Origin of the sequence: Treponema sp. OMZ 788 (genome assembly GCF_024181245.1) — a bacterium.
Classification (GTDB): domain Bacteria; phylum Spirochaetota; class Spirochaetia; order Treponematales; family Treponemataceae; genus Treponema_B.
The window spans coordinates 672,538-693,754 of sequence record NZ_CP051199.1 but is presented as its reverse complement, the minus strand read 5'-3'; the positions used below and the strand labels follow the sequence as shown (position 1 = coordinate 693,754).

Genomic DNA, 21,217 nt, shown 5'->3' with positions numbered 1-21,217 from the left:
TTACTCCGGTTTATTCTTTAAGAGGTCTCCAAGAGTATAAGATGAATCATCATCTTCTTGTTCGGTTGACATATACTGAGAAATTTCTTCCTGCTGTTGTTTTCGTTTAAAATCTTTAATTGAGAAAGCAGTCTTTTTGTTTCTCGGATTGATTTCAATTACCACAGCCTTTATCTTATCGCCTACAGCATATTTTGCAAGAGCTTCTTCCGGTGTTTCCTCTCTGGACTCAACCAAATTTTGTTTGTGGATTAAGCCTTCGATGTCTCCGGGCACTTTTACAAACACACCGAAGTCGGTAATTGAGGAAACTTCTCCTTCAACAATAGAACCTACCTTGTAAGCGGCTCCGAATTTTTCCCACGGATCATCGGTAAGCTGCTTGATACCCAAACGGATTCTTCTCGACTCTGCATCGCATTCGATAACGATAACTTCAATTTCCTTGTCTACCTCAAGCTCGCTTCCCGGATGCTTTACGCGTTTAATCCATGAAATATCGTCTGCGTGTAAGAAACCGTCAATACCTTCTTCAAGAGAAATAAAGGCTCCGGCATTTGTAATTTTAACAACCTTTCTGGTTAAGCGTGTTCCTACAGGGTAGCGTTCTTCGATGGTATCCCAAGGATTATCGGTAACCTGCTTTAATCCCAAAGAAACTCTTCCGGCCTGAATATCGTAGCCTAGAATCATACATGTTACCTTGTCTCCGGGCTTTAGGATGTCCTCAGGCTTATTGATCTTCTTAACCCAGCTGAATTCGCTGATATGGGCCAAACCTTCGATTCCTTCATCCAACTCGATAAAGGCACCAAAGTCTGTCGTCTTTGTAACAGTTCCGGTAACAATGTCGTCAACATGGAACTTGTCTTCAAACTGAAGCCAAGGATCCTGAGTAAAATGCTTTAATGAGAGATTAATTCTCTTGTTCTCGGGATCAAGGCGGATTACCTTAAGCTCGATTTCTTCGCCCTTCTTTACGAAGTCCTTAGGACGGGTCACATGGCCCCAGCTCATATCATTGATATGTAAGAGACCGTCAAAGCCGCCTAAATCAATAAAGGCACCGAAACTGGTAAAGCTCTTAACAGAACCTTTTACGGTGTCGCCTATCCTTGTATTTTCAAAAAAAGCGTCTCTTTCTTTTTCGGTACGCTCTTCCATGTACTTGCGTCTGTTTACAACAATATTCTCGCCTGAGCGTGAGTTAAAGCTCAACTTTTCAATGTAGAATTTTGATTTTAAACCAACCAAGGTTTCCGGTTTTTCAACTCTGGATACATCTGCCTGACTTAAAGGTAAGAAAGCAGTCAGTCCGCCGCCGAGCTTTACCTCGTAGCCGGCTCTTACCTGCTTTAAGATAGTGCCTTCAATGGGAGTCTTATCGGCATAAGCCTGTTTAAACTCTTTTTGAAGAATCAGCCTATCGGCCTTAAGTTTTGATACGGACAAATGACCGTTTGAGCCTTCGGTTTTTTCGATAAGAATAGTTACCTTATCGTTTACCTTAGGAGCCTCATCAAACTCATCCAAAGGAATATGACCTTCGGATTTACCGCCTACATCGACAAAAACGGTTCCGTTGTTTACTTCAACAACATAACCTTCTTTAATTGTCCCCGCCTCTGGAGCCTCAAAATTATTTAAGTACTCCTCTTGTAATTGTGCTTGGATGTTTCCGTTGGAGTCTTTTTCAACATCCTTTACCACTTCCATCTTTTCCATAGATAACCCTTTATTATTGATATTTTCCGACTTTGACATCGGCATTATTGCCGACACCTTCGCCAGCATTTTTGCATAAACTTCATTTATATTTAAGCCCGATGTATCTAAATACACGGCATCGGGAGCTATTTTTAAGCTCCCTTCTTTTTTATTTTTATCCACCTCATCTCTTTCGAGAATCGTTTTTTTTATTTCTTCCAGCGAAAGATTGCTTGTTCCCTGATTGAAGCGTCTTTTTGCCCTGGCCTCTGCCGAAGCGTCAAGATAAAACTTAATATCGGCGTTAGGAAATACAACAGTTGTCATATCCCTGCCTTCACAAACAGCTCCGGTCTTAGCGGCTTCTTCACGAATCTTTTTATTTAAGATACGCCTTATAGGAACTATAGCTGAAAGAGGAGCAACAATTGATTCAACTGCATCACTTCGAAGATAAGCTTCAACATTTTCATTACCTAAAAACATTGAACCGTTTATATAAAACAGTTCAGTCTTTTCTGCAAATGATGTCCATTTTTCTTCATCGGAAATATCGGGCACCTGTCCGCCGCTTCCGTCATCCCCTCCTCCGGAAGAACGCAGCACGGCAAGAGCCAAGGCTCTATAAAAGCTGCCCGTATTCATAAATGTGATGTTCAAATGTTCAGCAAGCATCTTGGCAAGGGTGCTTTTGCCTGAGCCTGCAGGTCCATCAATCGCTATTATCATATTATACTATTATACAATTTTTTTCACATTATGTATATACTTTTTTATAAAAAGTATAGTATTTTTTTCTAAAATATATTATTATGTGGGTGATTATGGGAAAAAAAAATACATCTTTAGGCTGTTTTTTTTGGCTTGCATTTATTTTATTGATAGCCCTGCTATTTTTTATCAACAAAGACAATATTGCCCGCGTTTTTGAAAATACAAATGCTATGAGCATCTTCCAAAAAAAAGAACCTCAGCAAGAAAAAGAAATAGAGGCGGACCTTCAAGGCATTCAAAACGAAATAGAAAAAATAAGAGCCGCAGAAAAAGCGGAAGAAGCTTCTGAAAAAAAAACGGAAATCAAGCCTGAAGAAACGCCTAACCAAGCTCAAAAAACGGAAAAAAAAGATTCCGGCGAAGAAAAAACTCAAAAAGACACAAGATTTAAAGAAGAAAAGAAAACAGCTTCTCAAAAATCAAACGAAAAAACGGCAAAAACTGAAGTTCAATCCGTAAAAAAAACACAGGAAAACAAGAACAAAGAAGAATCAAAAAAAGAAGAGCCCAAACTTGAGCAAAAAAAAGAAAAACGGAATTACAAGGTTTATTTGGCCAAAATAGATTCGGACGGTAAATTGGTAAGAAAGGCTGTTATGAGGCAGCTTATAAAAACCGATTCTCCATTAACTGATGCCATACAAAGCCTCCTTCAAGGCCCGACAACCGAAGAGGCAAAACAAGGCTTCCGCTCCTTTATTCCCCCCGATACAAAACTTTTATCGATAGAGGTAAAAAACGGGGTTGCAGAAGTAAACATAAGTGAAGATTTTCAGTTTAACCGGTATGGTATAGAAGCTTATCAGGCCCAGCTTGAACAGATAGTTTTCACCGCATGCGAATTTTCAACAGTAAGTTCGGTTCAGTTTTTAATCAACGGCAAGAAAAAAGAATATCTTGGAGCTGAAGGCATATGGATAGGCTCCCCGCTCTCGGTTAACTCTTTTGTAAGATAAGATTATTTTTAAATTTTAAAGATAAGCCATAAAAAATTATTGCAGTTTATAAACCGGATGCCCCGCCTACAAACTGCAATTTTAAATTAATATCAAACATTAGCCCAAAAATACTTGAGCATTATTATCGATAGCCAATATAGTTTTACATTCAGAACATCTAAAACGGCCGGCCTTAGTAGCCTTAAGTTTCTTTGAACATATAGGGCAGGCAAAGATTTTTGGAAATACTTGTGCATTTGCGGTTGTGCTTGAGCTTTGGAAAAAGGCTACCGCATCAGACAAGGCATCCTTAATATTGAAAAATTGAGAAAAGCCTAGAAGCTGGAATATTTCATATACCTTAGGCTGAATATCCAATAAAACTATATCTCCGCCTCTTGGTTTTACTGTTTTTAAAAAGGCTGTAAACGAACCTATACCCGTTGAAGAAACGTAGTTTAAAGCTGCACAGTTAAATACAATTTGTATAAATCCGCCGTCTATAATTTTTGCAATGCGCTTTTGAAAAAACGCAGAGTTATAGGTATCAATGTAGCCGTTTAAAAAAACAACCACGCATTTGTCAAGTCCATCTACTCTTTGAAGCCGAATCTTCAAGCTGTCATCTTTTTCATCATCGAAGCCGGCTATAACACTGTTATTACTCATAATTCTCCCGATTTACTTTCAAAATAAAGAAATAATCCAGTATCTCTAGCCTATATTATACCCTTTATTTTAAAAAAAGTCAAACATAAAACAAAAAAATATATATTTTTCTGTACCTGTACTTTATAATAATTCAAATAATACCATACAAGAACAAAGACATCCTATCACAGTTACAATATCGGCGGATATTTACAAGGTTATAGCTTATTTTTTAAAATTTCACAATTTTTTTTAATTTCTATTGACATAAGGGCTGAATGAGGGCAATATACAAAAATGAACTTTGAAAAAACAATTATTTTGTGCCGTCCCGAAACAAGTGCAAACATAGGAGCCGTATGCAGAGTTATGGCAAATACAGGTTTTGAAGATTTGAGAATTACGGGAAATAAAGAGGATTATGATGAAACGGAGGTCTTAAAACTGGCCCTTCACGCCTCCCATGTGTGGAAAAAAGCTCATTTTTATCCTCCGACAATCGAAGGACTAAAAGATGCCGCCTCGGACTGTTCAGCCTTGATAGGAACAAGCAGGCGTACCGGCCATAAACGAAAAGATCTGGGTATAAGCCCGGAAGAACTTTGTATGGATTTAAAAAAATTTTACGGGGGCAGACTAGGTCTTGTTTTCGGGAATGAACGCACAGGTCTTATCGATGAAGAGCTTAATCTATGCTCGTTTTCGGTTAATATCCCTGCTGAAGAAGCCTTCGGCTCGTATAATCTTTCACATGCAGTACTTATTCTTTGTTACTCCATTTACATTGCAGAAAAAGATAACCCAAGTACGGAAAAAAACATCTACTTACAAAAGGCTTCAATGAAGATGATTCAAGAAAATTCCGAACAGATATGTAAATACCTTTCAGGCCTCGGTTTATTTAAAAAAGGCGGAAAAAAAATAAACGAAACCTTTTTTATCGAGCTTTTATCCTCTGCGGGTGCTTCTGAATTCGATACTATGCATTTAACTGAAATTTTTAAGAAACTTTTTTTCATGTATAGTTGTTAGTATACAAATTAAGAGTATGCATTATGTAATAAAAAACATATTTTTTGTTGAAAATTATCGGTTAATGCATTATATTGTCAAGTAATAGGTTGGCTTTTAGGAGGGAGATTATGGTAACTGTTTTGTCGGTAGGAGGCTCGATAGTAGCTCCGGATAAACCTGATTTTGATTTTTTAGATAAATTTTCAAAAATTATAAGAACTTGGCTTTCTCAAGACTCATCACGAAAACTCATCATGGTAATCGGAGGCGGAGCTCCGGCCCGGGATTATCAAAACGCATATAGAACAGTGTGTGATCTAAGAAAGGGTTCTGTAAAGAATGATGAAGCAGATTGGATAGGAATAATGGCTACAAGGCTCAATGCCCAGCTTGTCAAGGCTGTTTTTGAAGATCTTTGTCCTAATCCTGTAGTTTATGATCCCACATCAGTGGATATGTTCGGCGGTCAAATTCTGGTTGCAGCCGGCTGGAAGCCCGGTTTTTCTACAGACAATGATGCCGTACTCCTTGCCGAAAGATTTTCGGGAAATTTGGTAGTAAATCTTTCAAACATTGCTAAGGTCTATACAGATGACCCAAAAAAGAATCCTGAAGCAAAACCTATAGATTCAATTTCTTGGGAAGATTTTATAAAAATAGTCGGAACCGAATGGGTTCCGGGAAAAAATACCCCCTTTGACCCTATAGCCAGTCAAAGAGCCCAAAAAGCAGGCATAAAGGTCATATGTGCAGCAGGAAAAGATATTGAGAATTTGGAAAATATTCTCAATGGTAAAGAATTCAAAGGAACGGTGATAGGTTAGTGCAAAATTATTACAATATACTTAATGTTTCTAATAATGCTAGTGAAGACCAGATCAAACAGGCATATAGATCGTTGGCTATGAAATATCATCCCGATAAAAATCCTGATAATAAAATAGCCGAAGAAAAATTTAAGAATATAAGCGAGGCTTATTCGGTGCTCTCTGACCCTAAAAGACGAAGGGACTATGACCTAAGCATAGCAAGCCCATTCAGCTCATCAGAGAGAACATATAATTACGGTCAAAATGCAAACCCCTTTGGAGACGATATTTTCAATTCTAACTGGTGGAAAAATTGGAGAAAGGTCCGAAATGCGAATGCAAAAAAAAGGGAGAAAATCAGCCGAAGCGAAGCCTTCAAGATTCTTATACGCGGCATAGTACTGACTATAGCCGGACTCTTGCTATTTAAGAGTATTATCTTTTTAGGAATTTTCGGGCTTCTTTTAGCCTTATCCCTTGTTTCGGAGGGCATCATCCGAATACGGAAAGGCTATATGGCGATATTTGATTAGGGCTTACCAACGGTAAGAGGTTATCTTTGATAAGAGGCAGCCCTTAGCAGGCTCTTATCTTTCTCTGAAGATAATTCGGCCTCTTGTTAAGTCATAGGGGGATAAGGCAACTTTGACCGTATCTCCCGGTACAATTTTAATATAATGCTTTCGCATCTTTCCCGATAAATGAGCCAAAATAACATGACCGTTTTTTAACTCAACCCTAAACATAGTATTGGGAAGAGACTCCTTAACAATACCTTCAACTTCAATTGCTTCTTCCTTAGCCACAAGACCTCCAAAAAAATGAATAAATTCAAAAAAAACATTTGCTTTTTGCTTGATTTAGTCGTATAATTCTAAGGTCTATTAAAAAAATTGTCAACTAGGAGACGTGTATGAAAAAGAAGTTTATTGAGGAAATGAAAGAATATTTGCTAAAAGAAAGGGATGAAATACTCGCTTCATTGCAAAAAAACAATGAAGAGTATGCAGAAACCCTAGCGAACAGCATTCCCAAAGACTTTGCGGATCTGGCCTCGTATAGTACCGACAGAGATATGCTCGAATTTATCGGCGAAAATAATGTAAAAAAGCTGCAAAAGATTGATTCTGCATTGGAAAGGATAAGAGAGGGCAAGTACGGAAAATGCATTACCTGCAAGGAGCAGATTCCTGAAGACAGGTTAAAGGCCCTGCCCTATGCCCTAAAATGTATCGAATGTCAAAGCAAATCCGAAAAAAAGATGCGTCCTTAAAACGAAAAAATAAGCATCAACCATCTAAAAAGGCCTTGAGCTTAAAGCTTCAAGGCCTTTTAATTTTAATGGGTAACCTTATCCGAAAAGTCCGCCGGACATCATTTTGGCTTGCAAGCCTTTATTCTTTGAGACCTTCCGCATCATTTGGCGGGTCTTTTCAAATTGTTTTAAAAGCTTGTTAACATCGCCTACAGAGGTTCCGGAGCCCTTTGCAATGCGCTTACGGCGGGGCGGCCCGATAATACGGAAATTATCCCTTTCTTTTAAGGTCATGGACTGGATTATGGCCTTTTGGCGTTTTAAAAGAGAAAGATCTAGCTTATCCTTGTCTATCTGACCTGAAAGACCGGGAATCATATCAAGCATTGACTCTAAGGGGCCCATTTTTTCGGCCTGCTCCAACTGCATGAGCATATCGGCAAGGCTGAAACTTTCATTTTGCATCTTTTTTTGAAGCTTTTCGGCCTCTTCTTCATCATAAAGAGCTTGGGCTTTTTCGACAAGAGAAACGATGTCTCCCATGCCCAAAATGCGGCTTGCAATGCGGTCGGGGTAAAATGGTTCAAAATCTTCAAGTTTTTCGCCTGTTCCTATGTAAAAAATAGGCTTGCCCGTTATAGTTTTTAGGGAAAGGGCCGCACCGCCTCGGGTGTCGGAATCGAATTTGGTAAGGATTAGGCCTGAAAGACCAACCTGCTCGTCGAATTCCTTTGCAACATCAACTGCCGTTTGTCCCGTCATGGAGTCGGCAACAAGGATGGTTTCCATAGGTTTTACTGACGACTTGATATTGACGATTTCCTTCATCATGTCTTCGTCGATTTGGAGGCGGCCCGCAGTATCGACGATAACCGTATCGTAGAAGTTCTTTTTGGCAAAGGCCAGACTGTTTTTAGCAACCCTTACCGCATCCTTTGTTTCTTCCTTGTAAACGGGAACACCGATATTATCTCCCAAAACTGAAAGCTGCTCGACGGCGGCGGGGCGGACAAGGTCGCAGGCAACCAAAAGAGGCTTTCGGCCCTCGTTTTTAAGCTTTAAAGCCAATTTTGCGGCACTGGTCGTCTTTCCCGAACCTTGGAGCCCCAAAAATAGGATGACGGATTGGGTATCAGGCCCCCTTAGGTCGAGGGATTTTTTTTCATCCCCCAAAAAGGAGGTCATCTTATCGTATACAATCTTTGTAAACTGCTGCCCGGGATCAACGGATTTTAAAACCCTTTCGCCCTTGGCTTCTTCGGCTGTGGCATTTATAAAACGGCGTACAACCCGTAAGTTTACGTCGGCATCCAAAAGAGCCGTTTTTATTTCTTCGATTGTATCTTCGATATTTTTTTCGGTAATTTTGGACTTACCGCTCAAAGAGCGGATTATCCCGCCGAATTTTTCGGTAATATTTTCGAGCATATTACTTTGTATCTCCCTTTAGTAAGTTTTCTATTAAATCAAGAGGTTTTAATTCCTTGTTTAAGATTTTATAAAGTCCGGAACATATGGGCAGCTTTAAATTACGCTTTTCTGCAAGAATGTTCAGGTATTTACAAGCAACTACCCCTTCGGGCAGGTAACCGATTTTATCTATATTTTTAATGAGATCGTCCAAATTTTCAAAAGAAAGGAGGATTTTTTTTGTTATGATTTCATTTCCGAAGCGGCGGTTTCTTCCGTACTTACTTCGGCAGGTTACGTCCAAGTCGCCTACCCCCGATATTGAGGTAAAGGTTTCGGGATGGGTAGCCCCCATGGCACGGCCTATAATCTGAATCTCGTTTAAGCCTGCTGCCAAGAGGAGGGACTCGGTATTGTCGCCGAAGATATCGGAGGTTACCGTCAAGGCATCCAAGACACCGAAGGCGACAGCTATAACGTTTTTAGCGGCTGCACAAACCTGCACCCCGATTATATCCAAGCTGGAATATACGAGCATACTCCTCGACCTTAAAATCTCGCGGCAGCGGATGGAACACATGGGATTTTGCGAAGCCGCTATAAGACCTGTCAGTTTGCCTTCGGCCACCTCTTCCCCGTGACTTGGGCCCGCAACATAGACCAGATGATTTTTATAAAAATCGGGAAGCATTTTTTCCAAAACATCTATTATAAACTGAGGCTCTCCGTTTTCGTCCGGAATAAACCCCTTTGTCAATACGGCTATCGTAGGATAAGGCATAGTACCGTCATCATTGCTGAACGGTGCAAATTTTAGAAGTTCTTCAACTGCTGCGGTTAAATAAAGCGAAGGGCTTGCTAAAAATATAAAAGAAGCATCCTTACATACCTCTTCCATATCCGTAGAGGCAGAAACGGTTTTGGGCAATTTATGATTAGGCAGATATTTTACATTTATATGGTCCGTATTTATCGAATCGGCAACAGAAGCGGTATGGCTCCAAAGAACAACCCTGTGTCCGTTCTTTCCTAAAGAACAGGCCACAGCCGTTCCCCAAGAACCGGCTCCGATAATCGCAATCTTATCGTTCACAAATTCTCTCCTGTTTTTAAGTCTACCATTTTTTGACAAAAGTTTCAAGAAATGCAAATTTGAAAAAACAAGCTTCTTTTCCGTTCTTTACAATTTATAGATACTATGATATATTAAGCTCATGCGTAATAAATTAAACCGGAAAGCCGCTTTTTTTGCATTAATTTTACTGGTCTGCTTGTTTTTTTCGTGCAAAAAAGATAAAGAGTATGAAATGTCGTCTGATGATGTTTCTTTAGCTGAAGTTCTTGTAAGATCCAAAATTATTGTCGGAGTAAATGCGTACAATCCTCCCATCTGTTTTTACGACAATAAAAACGAAATAGTAGGTTTTGACATTGATGTTTTTAAAGAAATAGCAAATGCAATGAATATAGATGTGGAATTCCGTACAATAGTTCCCAGCGAAATAAACGAGCTTATAAATGGCGGAGTTATCGACTGTATAGCATCGGGTTTCTCTTATTCCGATGAAAGGAATGAAGCCTATGAGCTTACTGCACCTTATTTACGCAATGCTGTAGTTCTTTTGACTTTACGATCAAGGGGAATTAACAGTATAGAAGACTTGAAGGATAAGAAGATCGGAGGACAAAGAGGAAGTTTGGGAGCAGCCTTAATTAAAAATAATCCCGAAATAATGAGCAGGATACATTCTCTCAATGATTCATACAGTAATATTCCTCACATTTTAGTAGACTTAAAATCTTTCGGTGTGGATGCCTGTGTAGGAGATATTTCGACAATGGCTGCATACCTGAACAAAGAGCCAGAGATGTACAGCCTTGTTGAACAGGCTATAGCCTTGGACTCCTATGTATATGCTTTTAAAAAAGGCAGCGAGGCCTTAAAAACTGAAGTAGAACGAGTTTTATACGAACTGGAACAAAAAGGGATTCTTGAAAAGATTTCAAGAAAATGGTTCGGCACGGATATAATAATTTTTGGAAAATAAAGAGGAAAATCTGTTATGAAAAAAAATTCGAATTGTATTTTAAAACTTGGTTTTATACTTTTGTTTGCCTTATTATTTATGGCCTCCTGTAAACCTAGAGCCGTCCGCATCCAAAAAAAAAGAAAATGATATTTCTCTTGCAAAAGTTCTTGTAAAAAAGGAATTTATAATAGGAATAAGAGATGATTATCCTCCTTTTTCTTTTAGAAACCTTTTTACGACAAAAATGGAAGGCTATGACATTGAAATAGCGAAAGAACTGTGTAATAAAATGAAAATAAAGCCGGTTTTTAAAGCAATAAAATGGGCTCAACGTGATAATCTACTGAAAGAAGGAAAAATAGACTGTATATGGAGTGCCTTTGCATACAGTAAGGAAAGGGATGAGGTATATACTCTTACAGCTCCTTATATAAAAAGTGCCGTAATATTCGTTGTAAAGGACCAGTCTCCTTACTATGAAATCCAAGATATAAGAGAAAAGAAAATAGGAGTTACAACCTCATCATTTATACAGGCAAGTCTGAAAAAAGCAGAATTTACCCATGGTGTATTTAAGAAGACGGTTGTGTTTAGGACTGCACAAGAAGCCTTAAATGCTCTTGAAAAAGATGAGATAGAATGTGTAGTATACGACCTTCTTTCGATAAACAGCCTGATACATACACGAACAGGATCTTACAGGGTACTTGATGAAGCTATAGCATATGAAGAATATGTTATAGCCTTTAGAAAAGGAGACCTTGCCCTGATGAATGCAGTCGAGTCAAGTTTAAAAGATATGGCTAAAACCGATTTTTTAGAAAAAACAAGTAAAAAATGGTTCGGGGCTAACATATCCATCATAGGACGCTAACCCCTATTTGCTTATTTTGTGTAAACTCCGACTATTTCGCAAATATAAACATAGTGAAAATTTTTTTGAGGATATGCATCCACTATAATCTGCGGGTCGATAAATAAATCCATATCGAATTCGCTGCGGTAGAGTTTACGGCATGAAAGGACCGCCTTAGCCTGCTCAAACGAGATAATCCCTTCGTCAAGCATAATAGGTTTTAAACCTGTTTCCTTTGCTTTGTCTATATCGCGGCCTGAAGCGGAGCCGCAGAATGCCAACATATTTCGCACCCACGGATCATTTTCGTCAAAAAAAGAAAGAGTCATATAATCTTCTTTATCGATAAATTCGGAAGTATATCTGGTGGGCCTTACATAAACGGTAGCTGTCAGCTTATTCCACAAAAACCCTATGGATCCCCAGCCGGCAGTCATTGTATTCCATTGTTCACGCTTGGTTCCGCATCCTGCAGTCAGTAAAAAGCCCTCATTATTCTGTCCGGTAATAGATGAAATAGGTTTTATCAATTTATCCAGAATTTCGGCAGCCGCTTTTTGCATTTTAAATTGTGACATAAGTTTCCCTCCGAATTTATTATATACGATAATCCTTTGATGTTCAAGAAGAAATTTTTCTTCTTTTTTATTTTTAAATTTTATGATACAATTACCTTATGAAAAAGTTTTGCTGCATTTTTTTTGCTGCCCTAGTATTATCATGCCGCTCTCCCCAAATAACAAAGATAAAAACGATGCCGGCAGAATCGGAAATATTTTATGCATCGGAAAAAAACGAAGAAAGTTTTTTAGGCTTTCAGACTGAGGTAAGTTTTCCGCTTGAAGATGAAAAATTCGATCCGTCGATTTTGCCCAACAGCTTTATTCCGTTTAAGGCCTATAAGGGACAGGGAGAGATTTATTTTTATGCAAAAAATATAAAAAGTTTTATTTTATATTTAAACGGAAAAAAAATAGATACAAAAAAAATATGTACAAATCAATACACTAAAATTTATATTGGAGATGATGTAATAAACGGAAGTAATAATATTCTTATTACAAATATTGAAGCAGAAAAAAAATTTGACAATGATTATAACCTGTCGGTAAAAATCCCCTACCCTTCAATCATCGAAAAAAAAGCAAAATTAAATAATGTAAATTATAGAGCCTTTCAAATAATAGACGATATTATGAAGGCCGAAACAGAAAACGGCTTTCCGTCGGCTCAAATAGTAGTTGTAAAAGACGGAAAAATGATAAAAAACTCGGCCTACGGTTATATAAGCACAGTCGACGAGTTCGGATATCCGCTGATAAATAAGAAACCTATTACCGATGAGACCCTTTTCGATTTGGCGAGCAATACCAAAATGTACACGGTAAATTTTGCCTTACAAAAACTTTTATCGGAAAATAAAATTTCAATTTACGATAAGATAAGCAGTTTTTTCCCGGAGTTTAAAGATAAAAAAAGAGCTCTTTTTAAGGGAAAAAAAGAAATTACCGTTGAAGACTTATTAAAACATCAGGCAGGTTTTCCTGCAGGGGCTCAATATTATGTAAACAAAAAAATAACCCAAAAAAAGAAAAACGACAAAAGGCAAAACAAGGAAATTGTTTTAGAACTTATTTGTAATACTCCGCTAATATATTCTCCGCGTACGGAAGTATTATATTCCGATATAGATTATATTCTCCTAGGCTTGATTATAGAAAAGGTAACCGGTATGCCCTTGGATAAGTATACGGAAGAAAATATTTATAAACCCTTAAATTTATCTTCAGTGTGTTATGAGCCCTTAAAAAAAGGCTTTACAAAAGAAGATATTACCGCAACCGAAATACATGCACCAAAAAGAACAAGGGATAAAAAATTTCAGCACCTAAAATACTTGCCGGTTCACGGAACAGTGCATGATCCGGAGGCCTATAATTCCATGAATCAGGTAAGCGGTCATGCCGGGCTATTTGCAAATGCAAAAAGCATAGCGGTTCTTGCTCAGGTTATGTTAAACGGCGGAGGATACGGAAATATCAAACTATTTGATTCAAGCGTTTTAAATTTATTTACCAGTCAGGGAAACTTTTTTTCGCAGGCAGGTTTAGGATGGAGGAGGCAGGGACTTAATAACAGCTATGCCTGGGCCTTTTCGCAGCTTGCAAGCCCAAACACAATAGGCCACACAGGCTGGACCGGAACCCTGACCGTAATAGATCCTAAAGAGGATTTAATAATCATAATATTTACAAGTGCAAAGAACACTCCAGCCCTGTTCGGTAAAAATTTACGCGGAAAATATGAGGGAGATTTTTATCTTGCAAAAAACTATGGAGCTCTTACAACCCTTATTTATTCCGCATTTAAAAATTATGATGATGCTATGCTGGATCAAATGCTTATCGAACTTGCAATAGGCAGAAAAGAAATTATAGATACGATTCCCGAAATATATGATAATGAAGGCTCTTACAAGGATTTAAAAGCCGTTATGGAAAGCCTAAAGGAACAGTCAAAAAAGTCATCCGCATTGAGAGATTTTTTAAAAAGTAAAAAGGCAAAAGAAATATTTGAGGAGCTTACCTCAAGACACTCAAAGAAAAATTTGGTAAAACGCTATTCCGAAGGAAATGCAAAATGAAAAAAAAATTTTTTTTCATTTTCTTTTTTAGCCTTGCACTCCTTGCCCTTGCTAACGGAAAAACGGACAAGCCGGATTTTAAACTCGGCATTGAAAGAGTAGAAGAGTTTTTTAATCTTTTTAAAGGAAAAAGAATAGGCTTGATTACCAACCAAACAGGCATAGATTCTTTGGGAAGATCGAGCATCGAAATTCTACATGAAAAAACAAATCTTAAAACCCTCTTTTCTCCCGAACACGGAATAAGGGGAAACGCACGAGAAGGTGCCGGTATTGCCGACTCGGTAGATAAAAAAACAGGGATTATCGTTTACAGTCTTTACGGAAAAACAAAGCGGCCTACAAAGGAAATGCTAAACGAAATAGATGTTTTGTGCTTTGATATTCAGGATGCGGGAGCACGGTTTTACACATATATCTATACAATGGCCTATGCCATGGAGGCCTGTGCCCGTGACGGAAAAACATTTGTAGTTTTTGACAGGCCCAATCCCATAAACGGAATAAATGTCGAAGGAAATATTTTAAATGAAGAGTTTAAATCATTTACGGGCTATTTTCCCATTGTGCAGCGTCATGGAATGTCTTGCGGGGAATTGGCCTTGATGTTCAATGAGGAATTTAAGATAGGCTGTAATTTAAAGGTAATACCTATGCAGGGCTGGAAAAGGGAAGATTATTTTGAAGACCTTAACTTGATGTGGATTCCTCCCTCGCCAAATATTCCCACACCAGATACGGCCTTGGTCTATTCCGGCTTTTGTATATTTGAAGGAGTAAATATTTCGGTAGGCCGCGGAACAACAATGCCCTTTAAATACCTTGGAGCCCCCTACATAGAGGCGGAAGCCTTGACAGCAAAACTAAATGCTCTCCGCCTTGCCGGAGTATTTTTTAAGCCCGCTTATTTTACACCGGCCCTTTCAGTTTATAAGAATGAGCTATGCGAAGGCGTTCAGATAATCGTAAGGGATAAAAATAAATTTTTACCCGTAAAAACCGGAATTGCCGTAATGTATACAATAAGAGAAATGTATCCCGATAAGTTTAAGATATACAACTACCCCGCAAAACATTGCGGCCTAAATCTATTAACCGGAACGGATAAGCTAAGCAAAATGAGCCTTTCCTTAGATGAATACTTTGACTTCATTGAAAAGGACGAACAAAAATTTTTAAAGATGAGAAAAAGGTATTTGATGTATTGAAAGTACGAAGGTCAAAGGTTGAACTTCAAACCTCGCACTTCTCACTTTTCTATCTTCACATTTAAAATATCTGCCTATACTCTTTAAAAACTTGTTAATCTATGTTATACTACAAACAGCAAGGAGGCATAGCTATGAGTACTTCAAACAGAAAATATAAAGACTCGGTCTTCGTCGATTTATTCAGTGAGGATGAAAAAGCTAAAGAAAACTTTTTATCTCTTTACAATGCCTTACATGGTACGGAACTTAAAGATACAGAACAGCTGAAAAATGTCAGACTTGATCAAGTTTTATATATGTCATTTTATAATGATGTGTCATATCTTGTAGATAACAAAGTCATAGTACTTGCAGAGCATCAATCAACTATCAATCCTAATATGCCTTTGCGTTGTCTTGAATATGTAAGCCGTCTTTACGAAAGCCTCTTCCAGTCAAAGGAAAAATATAGCCGTAAACTTCTTAATATTCCAACCCCGGAATTCTATGTTTTCTACAATGGGGAAGATCCATTTCCCTGTGATAAAACACTAAAACTCTCAGAAGCTTTTATAGAAAGTACAGAAAAACCCAACCTTGAATTAACCGTCAAGGTAATAAATATAAACCAAAAAAAACGTCATCCGGTTCTGAAAAACTGCAAACCGATGTATGAATATACCTTATTTGTAGAAACAGTACGCAGATGGAAAAAAAATGATCCTCAAAATGCTTTTCAAAAAGCTATTGAAGAATGTATAGCGAATGGTATCTTAAGTGACTATCTAAAACGCAAAACTAAGGAGGTAATAAATATGCTGTTAGCTGAATATGATTATGAAACCGATATAGCCGTACAGCGTGCTGAAGAACGTGAAATAGCCTTTGCCGAAGGAATTGAACAAGGAATAGAACAAGGTATCGAACAGGGAATTGAACAAGGTATTGAACAAGGAATAGAACGAGGTATCGAGCAAGGAATTGAGCAAGGCTCACACCAAAAAGCCCTTGAAACAGCAAAGCTGATGAAAGAAGCAAATTGCGAACTTGATTTTATTGTGCAAATGACAAGGCTTTGCAAAGAAGAAATTGAAGCTTTATAAAATTAATCCGCAATAAATCAAGCTTTCAATATCTCGATTTGTTTTACATAGTCTTCTCCCCAGTAATCGCAGAGCATTGCGTAGGCGGCGGCTTGCAGGGAGGGAATGACAAGATGTTTAAGCTGACCGAGGTTTGTTGCAAGATAGGTGTTGCATATTGCACGAAGTTCCCGTATAAGGGCGGGAGCAGAATGTTCGGGGAAGGGATGTTCGTCAATATATGAAAAAATAAGGGTAAAAACCGACGAGGTGGAACAAACCTTTTCCCAGCGTTCAAGGCTTGTAATGTGATTGGCGGACGTAATGCCCGAATCCTGACTGTAATTGTAAACAACCTTATCGATACCGTAATAGGACGGCTTTTCAAGCAAGATGAAAAAATACAAAAGCAAATCTTCGGCATTGATACAGTAGGTATGGGGAAGTGTTTCGTATACCGAACGCAGTATGCTGGTGCGGAACAGTTTTGCGCACAAAAACCCGTTATGCCCTTTTTTAATTAAAAAATTATCGAGAATCTCATCCCCGGAAAGATGTCCGTTAAAAATCAGCCGGACAATTTTTGCCTTTTGCTCGAATCTCTGATAAGCTTCAGGTGCGATTTTATCGGAACCGTGCAGGGTAACAGCCATTTTGCCGTGAACTATATCGGCGGCATTGTCAAGATTCCCGCTGCCGGAAGCAAGTAAGCCTTCATAAAAATTCAAAAGGGCATCGGGCGGAAGGGTGTCATCGGAATCTATACAGCATACCCATTCCCCTTGTGCGGACAAAGCTGCCGTTCTGCGTGCTTCAAACAAGCCCTGATTTTTACGGTGCTGCAAAAGAATCAGGGGAACGCCGAGGCTTTTGAATTTCTTTTTATAGGGTTTGAGGATTTTAGGTAAGGAGGAGCCGCCGGGGCTTCCGTCATTGACGATAAGGATTTCAATCGGTAAAGCTCCCCGCCCTGCGGCATTAGCGGGCAGGGGCTGCTGCTCCAATATGCTGTCCAGCAAGGCGGGTAAAGTGCTTTCCGTTCCGTATACCGGAACGGAAAGACTGATAAGGGGAAGCATTACGGTAAAAATTCATACTCGGCGGATACTGTTAAAACCTTTGTAAACGTTGTATTTTCAACCGGCTCCCCGACAGGACTATTCCAAGAACCTATATCAAACGTAAATACTTTATCAAAATTCTTTATGCAATGCCAGTCATATTTTTCACCATAATATCCGTCGGAGGCGATAACGAGTTTTTTTGGTTTTACGGCAATAAAGCGGAGCGGAGCAAAATTTTTCTCCAATGTATCCGGCTCTGAAGTTTTTTCGCGTGATTCATACAAAACCCGTTTATTATCTCCAAAATCGGCAGTACTGCTTATATACCATAATTTACCCGAAGTGAATAATCGCTTATCAGTAGTGCTGTTATCTTCTCGCATTTCTTTTAAGGTTAACACATATAAGTTACCATCCTGAATATGCATATCCGTAATTTTTTCATTTATAGAGAAAGCTCCTACTTTTTCGGAAGTTCCTTCGGGTACGAGAACAACCGTTCCCAATAAAGCTTTAGAAACCTTATCATAGCGGTTGATTTTAATACCGTATGTAGGAGTGCCGGTCGGCGGAGTTTCCGACTTCCTAAGAGCAACAAAAAGACCGTCCTTATTTGCCGCAAGTGCGGTAATGCGCCAGCCCGGATCTGCAACACTATAAGGGTCATCTTTAAAAGCATCGCTAAAATCACCAGTCCATACGAACCTGTTTATATCATTATTACCGCTTATACAATACAACACATTGTAATAATTTTCTTCAGGCGAACTTCCCGCTTTATGAGCGGTAAATCTATGAGAACGTGAGGTATCTACAGCCATAGCACCGGGTAAATGAGAGGGAGTAGGAAATGCGAATTCTTCACCCTCTTCGTATGTTCCGTTATCCTTCTGCATAAAACGCTTTATCTTGTTATTACTGAAACCTTTATACGGGATATACAAAATGCCGCTTTGATCAAAGGCAAAAAGGCCGTCTTCGTTTGATTCGGTTTCAAATAATTCGCCCGAAAGACCTTGTTGCTTGAATGTCGTTTTTTCGAAGCTGCCGTTTCCATCATGTGTCTTGTTCCAGACAATCGTCTTGGTATTGGGAGCTTTCCACTCCTTCCATTCGTTATACCATTTTGCAGGGCCGACATCCGTAAAGGTCAATTCGTTTGTTTGCATATTCAAAATGGCGATGCGGTTGCGGTTTTTAACGACACGGGCACCAGCGGGAGTATCGGCGGCATCAAAGCCGTCGTCGGCAATGTAGAGGTTTTCATCGTCAAAGCCGATTACCTTTACCGCCCCGTAAAAATTTTTTGCGTAATAAGAGGAGGGGAGTACCTGATTTTCAATAGGGAGAGAACCGGCCGGTTTTCCGATAAGTATCGGGTCTCCTACAATATCGGGTAACCCGTCCGAACCCGTACCGAGTTTCCATTTAAGTACGGCACCCAATGTGGGCTCGGCATCATCGTCATAGGAATCAGATTCCTCAACAGAGCTAAACAGAATATACAGGTAATCGCCGCGGATAAAGAGGTCCTTTGCTTGCCAGGCTTCCAGCCCGTACCGCTTGGCATACCCTACAAGCATATGGTAATCTATCACATTAGAGCTAGAAGAGCTGCCGACTTTCGAAAAATAGAGGCGATAATCATTCCAGTCGGGACAGCCTGCAATTCTTCCGTTATCTACGGCAAAAAGACCGGTGTCATAACCCGAAGTAACACGGGCCAAACTAAGGTCTTCTTTTATCTCCATTAAATGCCTTACGGAAGCACCGTACATCTTCCCCGTTGTATAATCATTTGCAAGAAAATCTACTGCTGCCTGAACGGGATGTCCGTCAAGTTCCCCCTCGCTTGTATAGCGGACAAGTTTTTGCGGATCACCGGCCTCATTCGCTTTATATCCGACATACAATCTTCCCTTACTGTCGCGGGAAAAGATATGCTCTAACCTTGTCGATTCGGGCACATTAATAGTTTTTCCGTCCATGTGGAGGGTTAAGCTGTAAGAAGGTACACCCTGCGAGTTGGTTACTTTCGTTTGCGTAAACAGCAGGTTATTTAAACCTGAAGCTTTTTTGCTTAAGAGAACGGTTACCCGGTTTTGGCCGGAAGTTACAGTGTGAGTTTTTTTGCCCGACCATTGAGCTGAAGGGTTGTAGGCAGTAACGGTTATTTCTACTTTTTCACCTATGGGTACAAGTTCAACAAGGGATTTAGGCTCATCGGCCTTCAAACTTCTGGTGATAATACTTCCGCTTTCGCCGATTATTCTGACCTCCAGCCTTGATGATGCAAGGATGGGAAGTCCATTAGAATCCAAAGCTCTCGATCCGTCAGGTAGGGAGCCGTCAAAACCCAAAACGAGCTCGCCATATTCATCATTTATCAGAAAATTACATGACGATACCGCTAAAACAAGTATCAACATAAAAAACAATAGCTTTTTCATGACACACCTCCTAAAAAAGGTCAAATGTTTAATATAATGCAACTTACGCAAAGAACGCTAAGGAGTTTACCCGAATTGATTATAAATTGCTTAAACGGCCTTCACGGTTGTATTTCCAATATCCTACATCTTTCATTATACATCAAAAAAGACAAAATACCAAGATAAATGCGGGAAAAAACAAAAAATAAATAAAAAACGAATAGTAATTTGTACCTTTCTAAAGTTTTTCCACTTCTTCTTTGCTTAGGCCGGTGGCTTTTGAAATAATTTCCATAGCAAATCCCATTTCAATTAAGTTTTTTGCTGTTTCAAGTTTATTTTGGTATAAGCCTTCGGCACGGCCTTCAGCTAAGCCCTCAGAACGGCCCTCGGCTAAGCCCAGATTCCTTCCTTCGGCACGGCCCTCAGCTAAGCCTAGATTTCTTCCTTCGGCACGGCCCTCAGCTAAGCCTAGATTTCTTCCTTCGGCTCGCCCTTCCTCTAAACCCAGCCGTCTAGCCTCATTCCTTTCACATTCTACATACATCTCGTATTTTTCGTTAGAGAGCTCTATTGCCATCCGCCTCTCTTCATCCGTTACCCTAAAGAGTGTCGCTTCTGCCATCCTTATTCCCTCCTCCAATTTACACAATTCTTCCAACATTCCGCTTTTTTTGTCTTCTTCATAGTTGGCCAAAAATCTTATCCAAAAATCTTTTAGAGTGTACTCTTCAAGTTTCTTTTTCATAGTATAAACTATTAGCTCGTTTAATTCAACATAAAGATATTGAATTACAGAGCTATCAGATACTCTTACAAGCTCTGCATTTTTGGGAACATCGCAGCCGAAAACCGAAAGGCTTATTGCGTACAAAAAATCGTCTTCTTTAGGCTCCGTCTTTAAAAAAGCGTGAGGCTAACCTCAGAAGATACATTTGACTCCGTCTTGGATAGTTGTTTTTCCAAAACTGCTGCATTTCAAGGTCCACAATAAGACCTGTATCGGTCTTAATCAAAAAATCAAGGCGGTAAGTTTCTCCTGCCGACCTATCCCTGATGAGCTCGGTATTAAGGATGTCGGCCTTTGTGATTTTACCGTAGGAATCTTCCAAAAAGGCGTTAAGAAAGCTTATGAGGGCCTTGTTTCCTTCTTCTCCTTTGGAAAACATAAGCTTAAATACCCAATCGGTCTTGGGATTTAAAATAGTTTTTTCATCATTCATAAGAACTCCTATAAAAACTTTTTGCAGAAAATCCTTCCTGCTTTCACATAATTATAGGGTTTTACTTTGAACAAATAGTAATTTTTTTTTTAAGAAAATTGGGAAAGTTCGAATGACGAACTTTGTCCTTAGTACTTT

At 39.1% G+C, this 21,217-nt stretch carries 18 protein-coding genes and 1 pseudogene; 10 read left to right on the top strand and 9 right to left on the bottom strand.

From position 1 onward, the window contains the following. A complete protein-coding gene (rpsA, locus tag E4O00_RS03225; RefSeq protein WP_253678549.1) occupies positions 1 to 2,436 on the bottom strand; it encodes a 30S ribosomal protein S1 in 2,436 nt (811 codons plus the stop codon). A 95-nt stretch (positions 2,437 to 2,531) separates the two neighbouring features. On the opposite strand from rpsA, the gene E4O00_RS03220 reads away from it, so the two are divergent. Beyond that, on the top strand, positions 2,532 to 3,437 hold the full coding sequence (locus E4O00_RS03220) for a GerMN domain-containing protein (protein WP_253678548.1): 906 nt from the start codon (positions 2,532 to 2,534) through the stop codon (positions 3,435 to 3,437). A gap of 99 nt (positions 3,438 to 3,536) precedes the next feature. Here the strand turns inward: E4O00_RS03220 and E4O00_RS03215 are convergent, their stop codons facing one another. Next, complete coding sequence (locus E4O00_RS03215; protein ID WP_253678547.1) at positions 3,537 to 4,088, bottom strand: STAS domain-containing protein; 552 nt, start codon at positions 4,086 to 4,088, stop codon at positions 3,537 to 3,539. A 279-nt stretch (positions 4,089 to 4,367) separates the two neighbouring features. Between E4O00_RS03215 and E4O00_RS03210 the strand changes: the two genes are divergently transcribed. From E4O00_RS03210 to E4O00_RS03200, 3 genes are all read left to right on the top strand, one after another. Next, entirely contained in the window at positions 4,368 to 5,102 is a 735-nt protein-coding gene (locus tag E4O00_RS03210) for an RNA methyltransferase (protein WP_253678546.1), read from the top strand. Between the two features lie 110 nt (positions 5,103 to 5,212). Beyond that, positions 5,213 to 5,908: a UMP kinase gene (gene pyrH, locus E4O00_RS03205; protein ID WP_253678545.1), complete on the top strand. Its 696-nt coding sequence runs from the start codon at positions 5,213 to 5,215 to the stop codon at positions 5,906 to 5,908. Beyond that, positions 5,908 to 6,426, top strand: coding sequence for a J domain-containing protein (locus tag E4O00_RS03200; RefSeq protein ID WP_253678544.1), 519 nt, complete (start codon positions 5,908 to 5,910; stop codon positions 6,424 to 6,426). The genes pyrH and E4O00_RS03200 overlap by 1 nt, the downstream gene beginning before the upstream one ends. A gap of 54 nt (positions 6,427 to 6,480) precedes the next feature. On the opposite strand, the gene infA is transcribed toward E4O00_RS03200, so the two are convergent. Continuing rightward, positions 6,481 to 6,699: a translation initiation factor IF-1 gene (infA, locus tag E4O00_RS03195; protein WP_002668257.1), complete on the bottom strand. Its 219-nt coding sequence runs from the start codon at positions 6,697 to 6,699 to the stop codon at positions 6,481 to 6,483. A gap of 107 nt (positions 6,700 to 6,806) precedes the next feature. Between infA and E4O00_RS03190 the strand changes: the two genes are divergently transcribed. Then, positions 6,807 to 7,166: a TraR/DksA family transcriptional regulator gene (locus E4O00_RS03190; RefSeq protein WP_253678543.1), complete on the top strand. Its 360-nt coding sequence runs from the start codon at positions 6,807 to 6,809 to the stop codon at positions 7,164 to 7,166. Between the two features lie 78 nt (positions 7,167 to 7,244). On the opposite strand, the gene ffh is transcribed toward E4O00_RS03190, so the two are convergent. Further along, positions 7,245 to 8,576 (bottom strand): signal recognition particle protein, encoded by a 1,332-nt coding sequence (gene ffh, locus E4O00_RS03185; RefSeq protein ID WP_253678542.1) that lies wholly within the window; start codon positions 8,574 to 8,576, stop codon positions 7,245 to 7,247. Position 8,577: 1 nt separating this feature from the next. Beyond that, positions 8,578 to 9,651: an NAD(P)H-dependent glycerol-3-phosphate dehydrogenase gene (locus E4O00_RS03180; RefSeq protein WP_253678541.1), complete on the bottom strand. Its 1,074-nt coding sequence runs from the start codon at positions 9,649 to 9,651 to the stop codon at positions 8,578 to 8,580. Between the two features lie 214 nt (positions 9,652 to 9,865). Here E4O00_RS03180 and E4O00_RS03175 point away from each other — a divergent pair, with 214 nt between their 5' ends. Continuing rightward, positions 9,866 to 10,606, top strand: a complete 741-nt coding sequence (locus E4O00_RS03175) for an ABC transporter substrate-binding protein (protein WP_253678540.1) — start codon at positions 9,866 to 9,868, stop codon at positions 10,604 to 10,606. Between the two features lie 64 nt (positions 10,607 to 10,670). Further along, complete coding sequence (locus E4O00_RS03170; protein ID WP_253678539.1) at positions 10,671 to 11,462, top strand: substrate-binding periplasmic protein; 792 nt, start codon at positions 10,671 to 10,673, stop codon at positions 11,460 to 11,462. Between the two features lie 11 nt (positions 11,463 to 11,473). Here the strand turns inward: E4O00_RS03170 and E4O00_RS03165 are convergent, their stop codons facing one another. After that, positions 11,474 to 12,022, bottom strand: a complete 549-nt coding sequence (locus tag E4O00_RS03165; RefSeq protein WP_253678538.1) for a flavin reductase — start codon at positions 12,020 to 12,022, stop codon at positions 11,474 to 11,476. 98 nt (positions 12,023 to 12,120) lie between these two features. On the opposite strand from E4O00_RS03165, the gene pbp4b reads away from it, so the two are divergent. From pbp4b to E4O00_RS03150, 3 genes are all read left to right on the top strand, one after another. Beyond that, a complete protein-coding gene (pbp4b, locus tag E4O00_RS03160; RefSeq protein WP_253678537.1) occupies positions 12,121 to 14,088 on the top strand; it encodes a penicillin binding protein PBP4B in 1,968 nt (655 codons plus the stop codon). Then, a complete protein-coding gene (locus E4O00_RS03155) occupies positions 14,085 to 15,296 on the top strand; it encodes an exo-beta-N-acetylmuramidase NamZ family protein (protein ID WP_253678536.1) in 1,212 nt (403 codons plus the stop codon). The genes pbp4b and E4O00_RS03155 overlap by 4 nt, the downstream gene beginning before the upstream one ends. Before the next feature lie 134 nt (positions 15,297 to 15,430). Beyond that, the gene (locus E4O00_RS03150; RefSeq protein ID WP_253678535.1) at positions 15,431 to 16,381 is read left to right on the top strand and encodes an Rpn family recombination-promoting nuclease/putative transposase; all 951 of its coding nucleotides are present in this window, start codon (positions 15,431 to 15,433) and stop codon (positions 16,379 to 16,381) included. 17 nt (positions 16,382 to 16,398) lie between these two features. Here E4O00_RS03150 and E4O00_RS03145 read toward each other — a convergent pair whose 3' ends face one another. The 3 genes and pseudogenes from E4O00_RS03145 to E4O00_RS03135 all read right to left on the bottom strand — a co-directional run bounded on the left by E4O00_RS03145 (position 16,399) and on the right by E4O00_RS03135 (position 21,079). Next, a complete protein-coding gene (locus E4O00_RS03145) occupies positions 16,399 to 17,439 on the bottom strand; it encodes a glycosyltransferase family 2 protein (protein ID WP_253678534.1) in 1,041 nt (346 codons plus the stop codon). Then, positions 17,439 to 19,874 (bottom strand): hypothetical protein, encoded by a 2,436-nt coding sequence (locus E4O00_RS03140; protein ID WP_253678533.1) that lies wholly within the window; start codon positions 19,872 to 19,874, stop codon positions 17,439 to 17,441. Before E4O00_RS03140 ends, E4O00_RS03145 begins: the two co-directional genes overlap by 1 nt. Before the next feature lie 220 nt (positions 19,875 to 20,094). Beyond that, positions 20,095 to 21,079 (bottom strand): annotated as a pseudogene (locus E4O00_RS03135) (PD-(D/E)XK nuclease family transposase). Positions 21,080 to 21,217: the final 138 nt, after the last annotated feature.

Coding starts and splice junctions, on each gene's coding strand:
- rpsA (WP_253678549.1), bottom strand. CDS start 2,436: ATGATAATAGCGATTGATGGACCTGCAGGCTCAGGCAAAAGCACCCTT.
- E4O00_RS03220 (WP_253678548.1), top strand. CDS start 2,532: ATGGGAAAAAAAAATACATCTTTAGGCTGTTTTTTTTGGCTTGCATTT.
- E4O00_RS03215 (WP_253678547.1), bottom strand. CDS start 4,088: ATGAGTAATAACAGTGTTATAGCCGGCTTCGATGATGAAAAAGATGAC.
- E4O00_RS03210 (WP_253678546.1), top strand. CDS start 4,368: ATGAACTTTGAAAAAACAATTATTTTGTGCCGTCCCGAAACAAGTGCA.
- pyrH (WP_253678545.1), top strand. CDS start 5,213: ATGGTAACTGTTTTGTCGGTAGGAGGCTCGATAGTAGCTCCGGATAAA.
- E4O00_RS03190 (WP_253678543.1), top strand. CDS start 6,807: ATGAAAAAGAAGTTTATTGAGGAAATGAAAGAATATTTGCTAAAAGAA.
- ffh (WP_253678542.1), bottom strand. CDS start 8,576: ATGCTCGAAAATATTACCGAAAAATTCGGCGGGATAATCCGCTCTTTG.
- E4O00_RS03175 (WP_253678540.1), top strand. CDS start 9,866: ATGTCGTCTGATGATGTTTCTTTAGCTGAAGTTCTTGTAAGATCCAAA.
- E4O00_RS03165 (WP_253678538.1), bottom strand. CDS start 12,022: ATGTCACAATTTAAAATGCAAAAAGCGGCTGCCGAAATTCTGGATAAA.
- pbp4b (WP_253678537.1), top strand. CDS start 12,121: ATGAAAAAGTTTTGCTGCATTTTTTTTGCTGCCCTAGTATTATCATGC.
- E4O00_RS03155 (WP_253678536.1), top strand. CDS start 14,085: ATGAAAAAAAAATTTTTTTTCATTTTCTTTTTTAGCCTTGCACTCCTT.
- E4O00_RS03150 (WP_253678535.1), top strand. CDS start 15,431: ATGAGTACTTCAAACAGAAAATATAAAGACTCGGTCTTCGTCGATTTA.
- E4O00_RS03145 (WP_253678534.1), bottom strand. CDS start 17,439: ATGCTTCCCCTTATCAGTCTTTCCGTTCCGGTATACGGAACGGAAAGC.
- E4O00_RS03140 (WP_253678533.1), bottom strand. CDS start 19,874: ATGAAAAAGCTATTGTTTTTTATGTTGATACTTGTTTTAGCGGTATCG.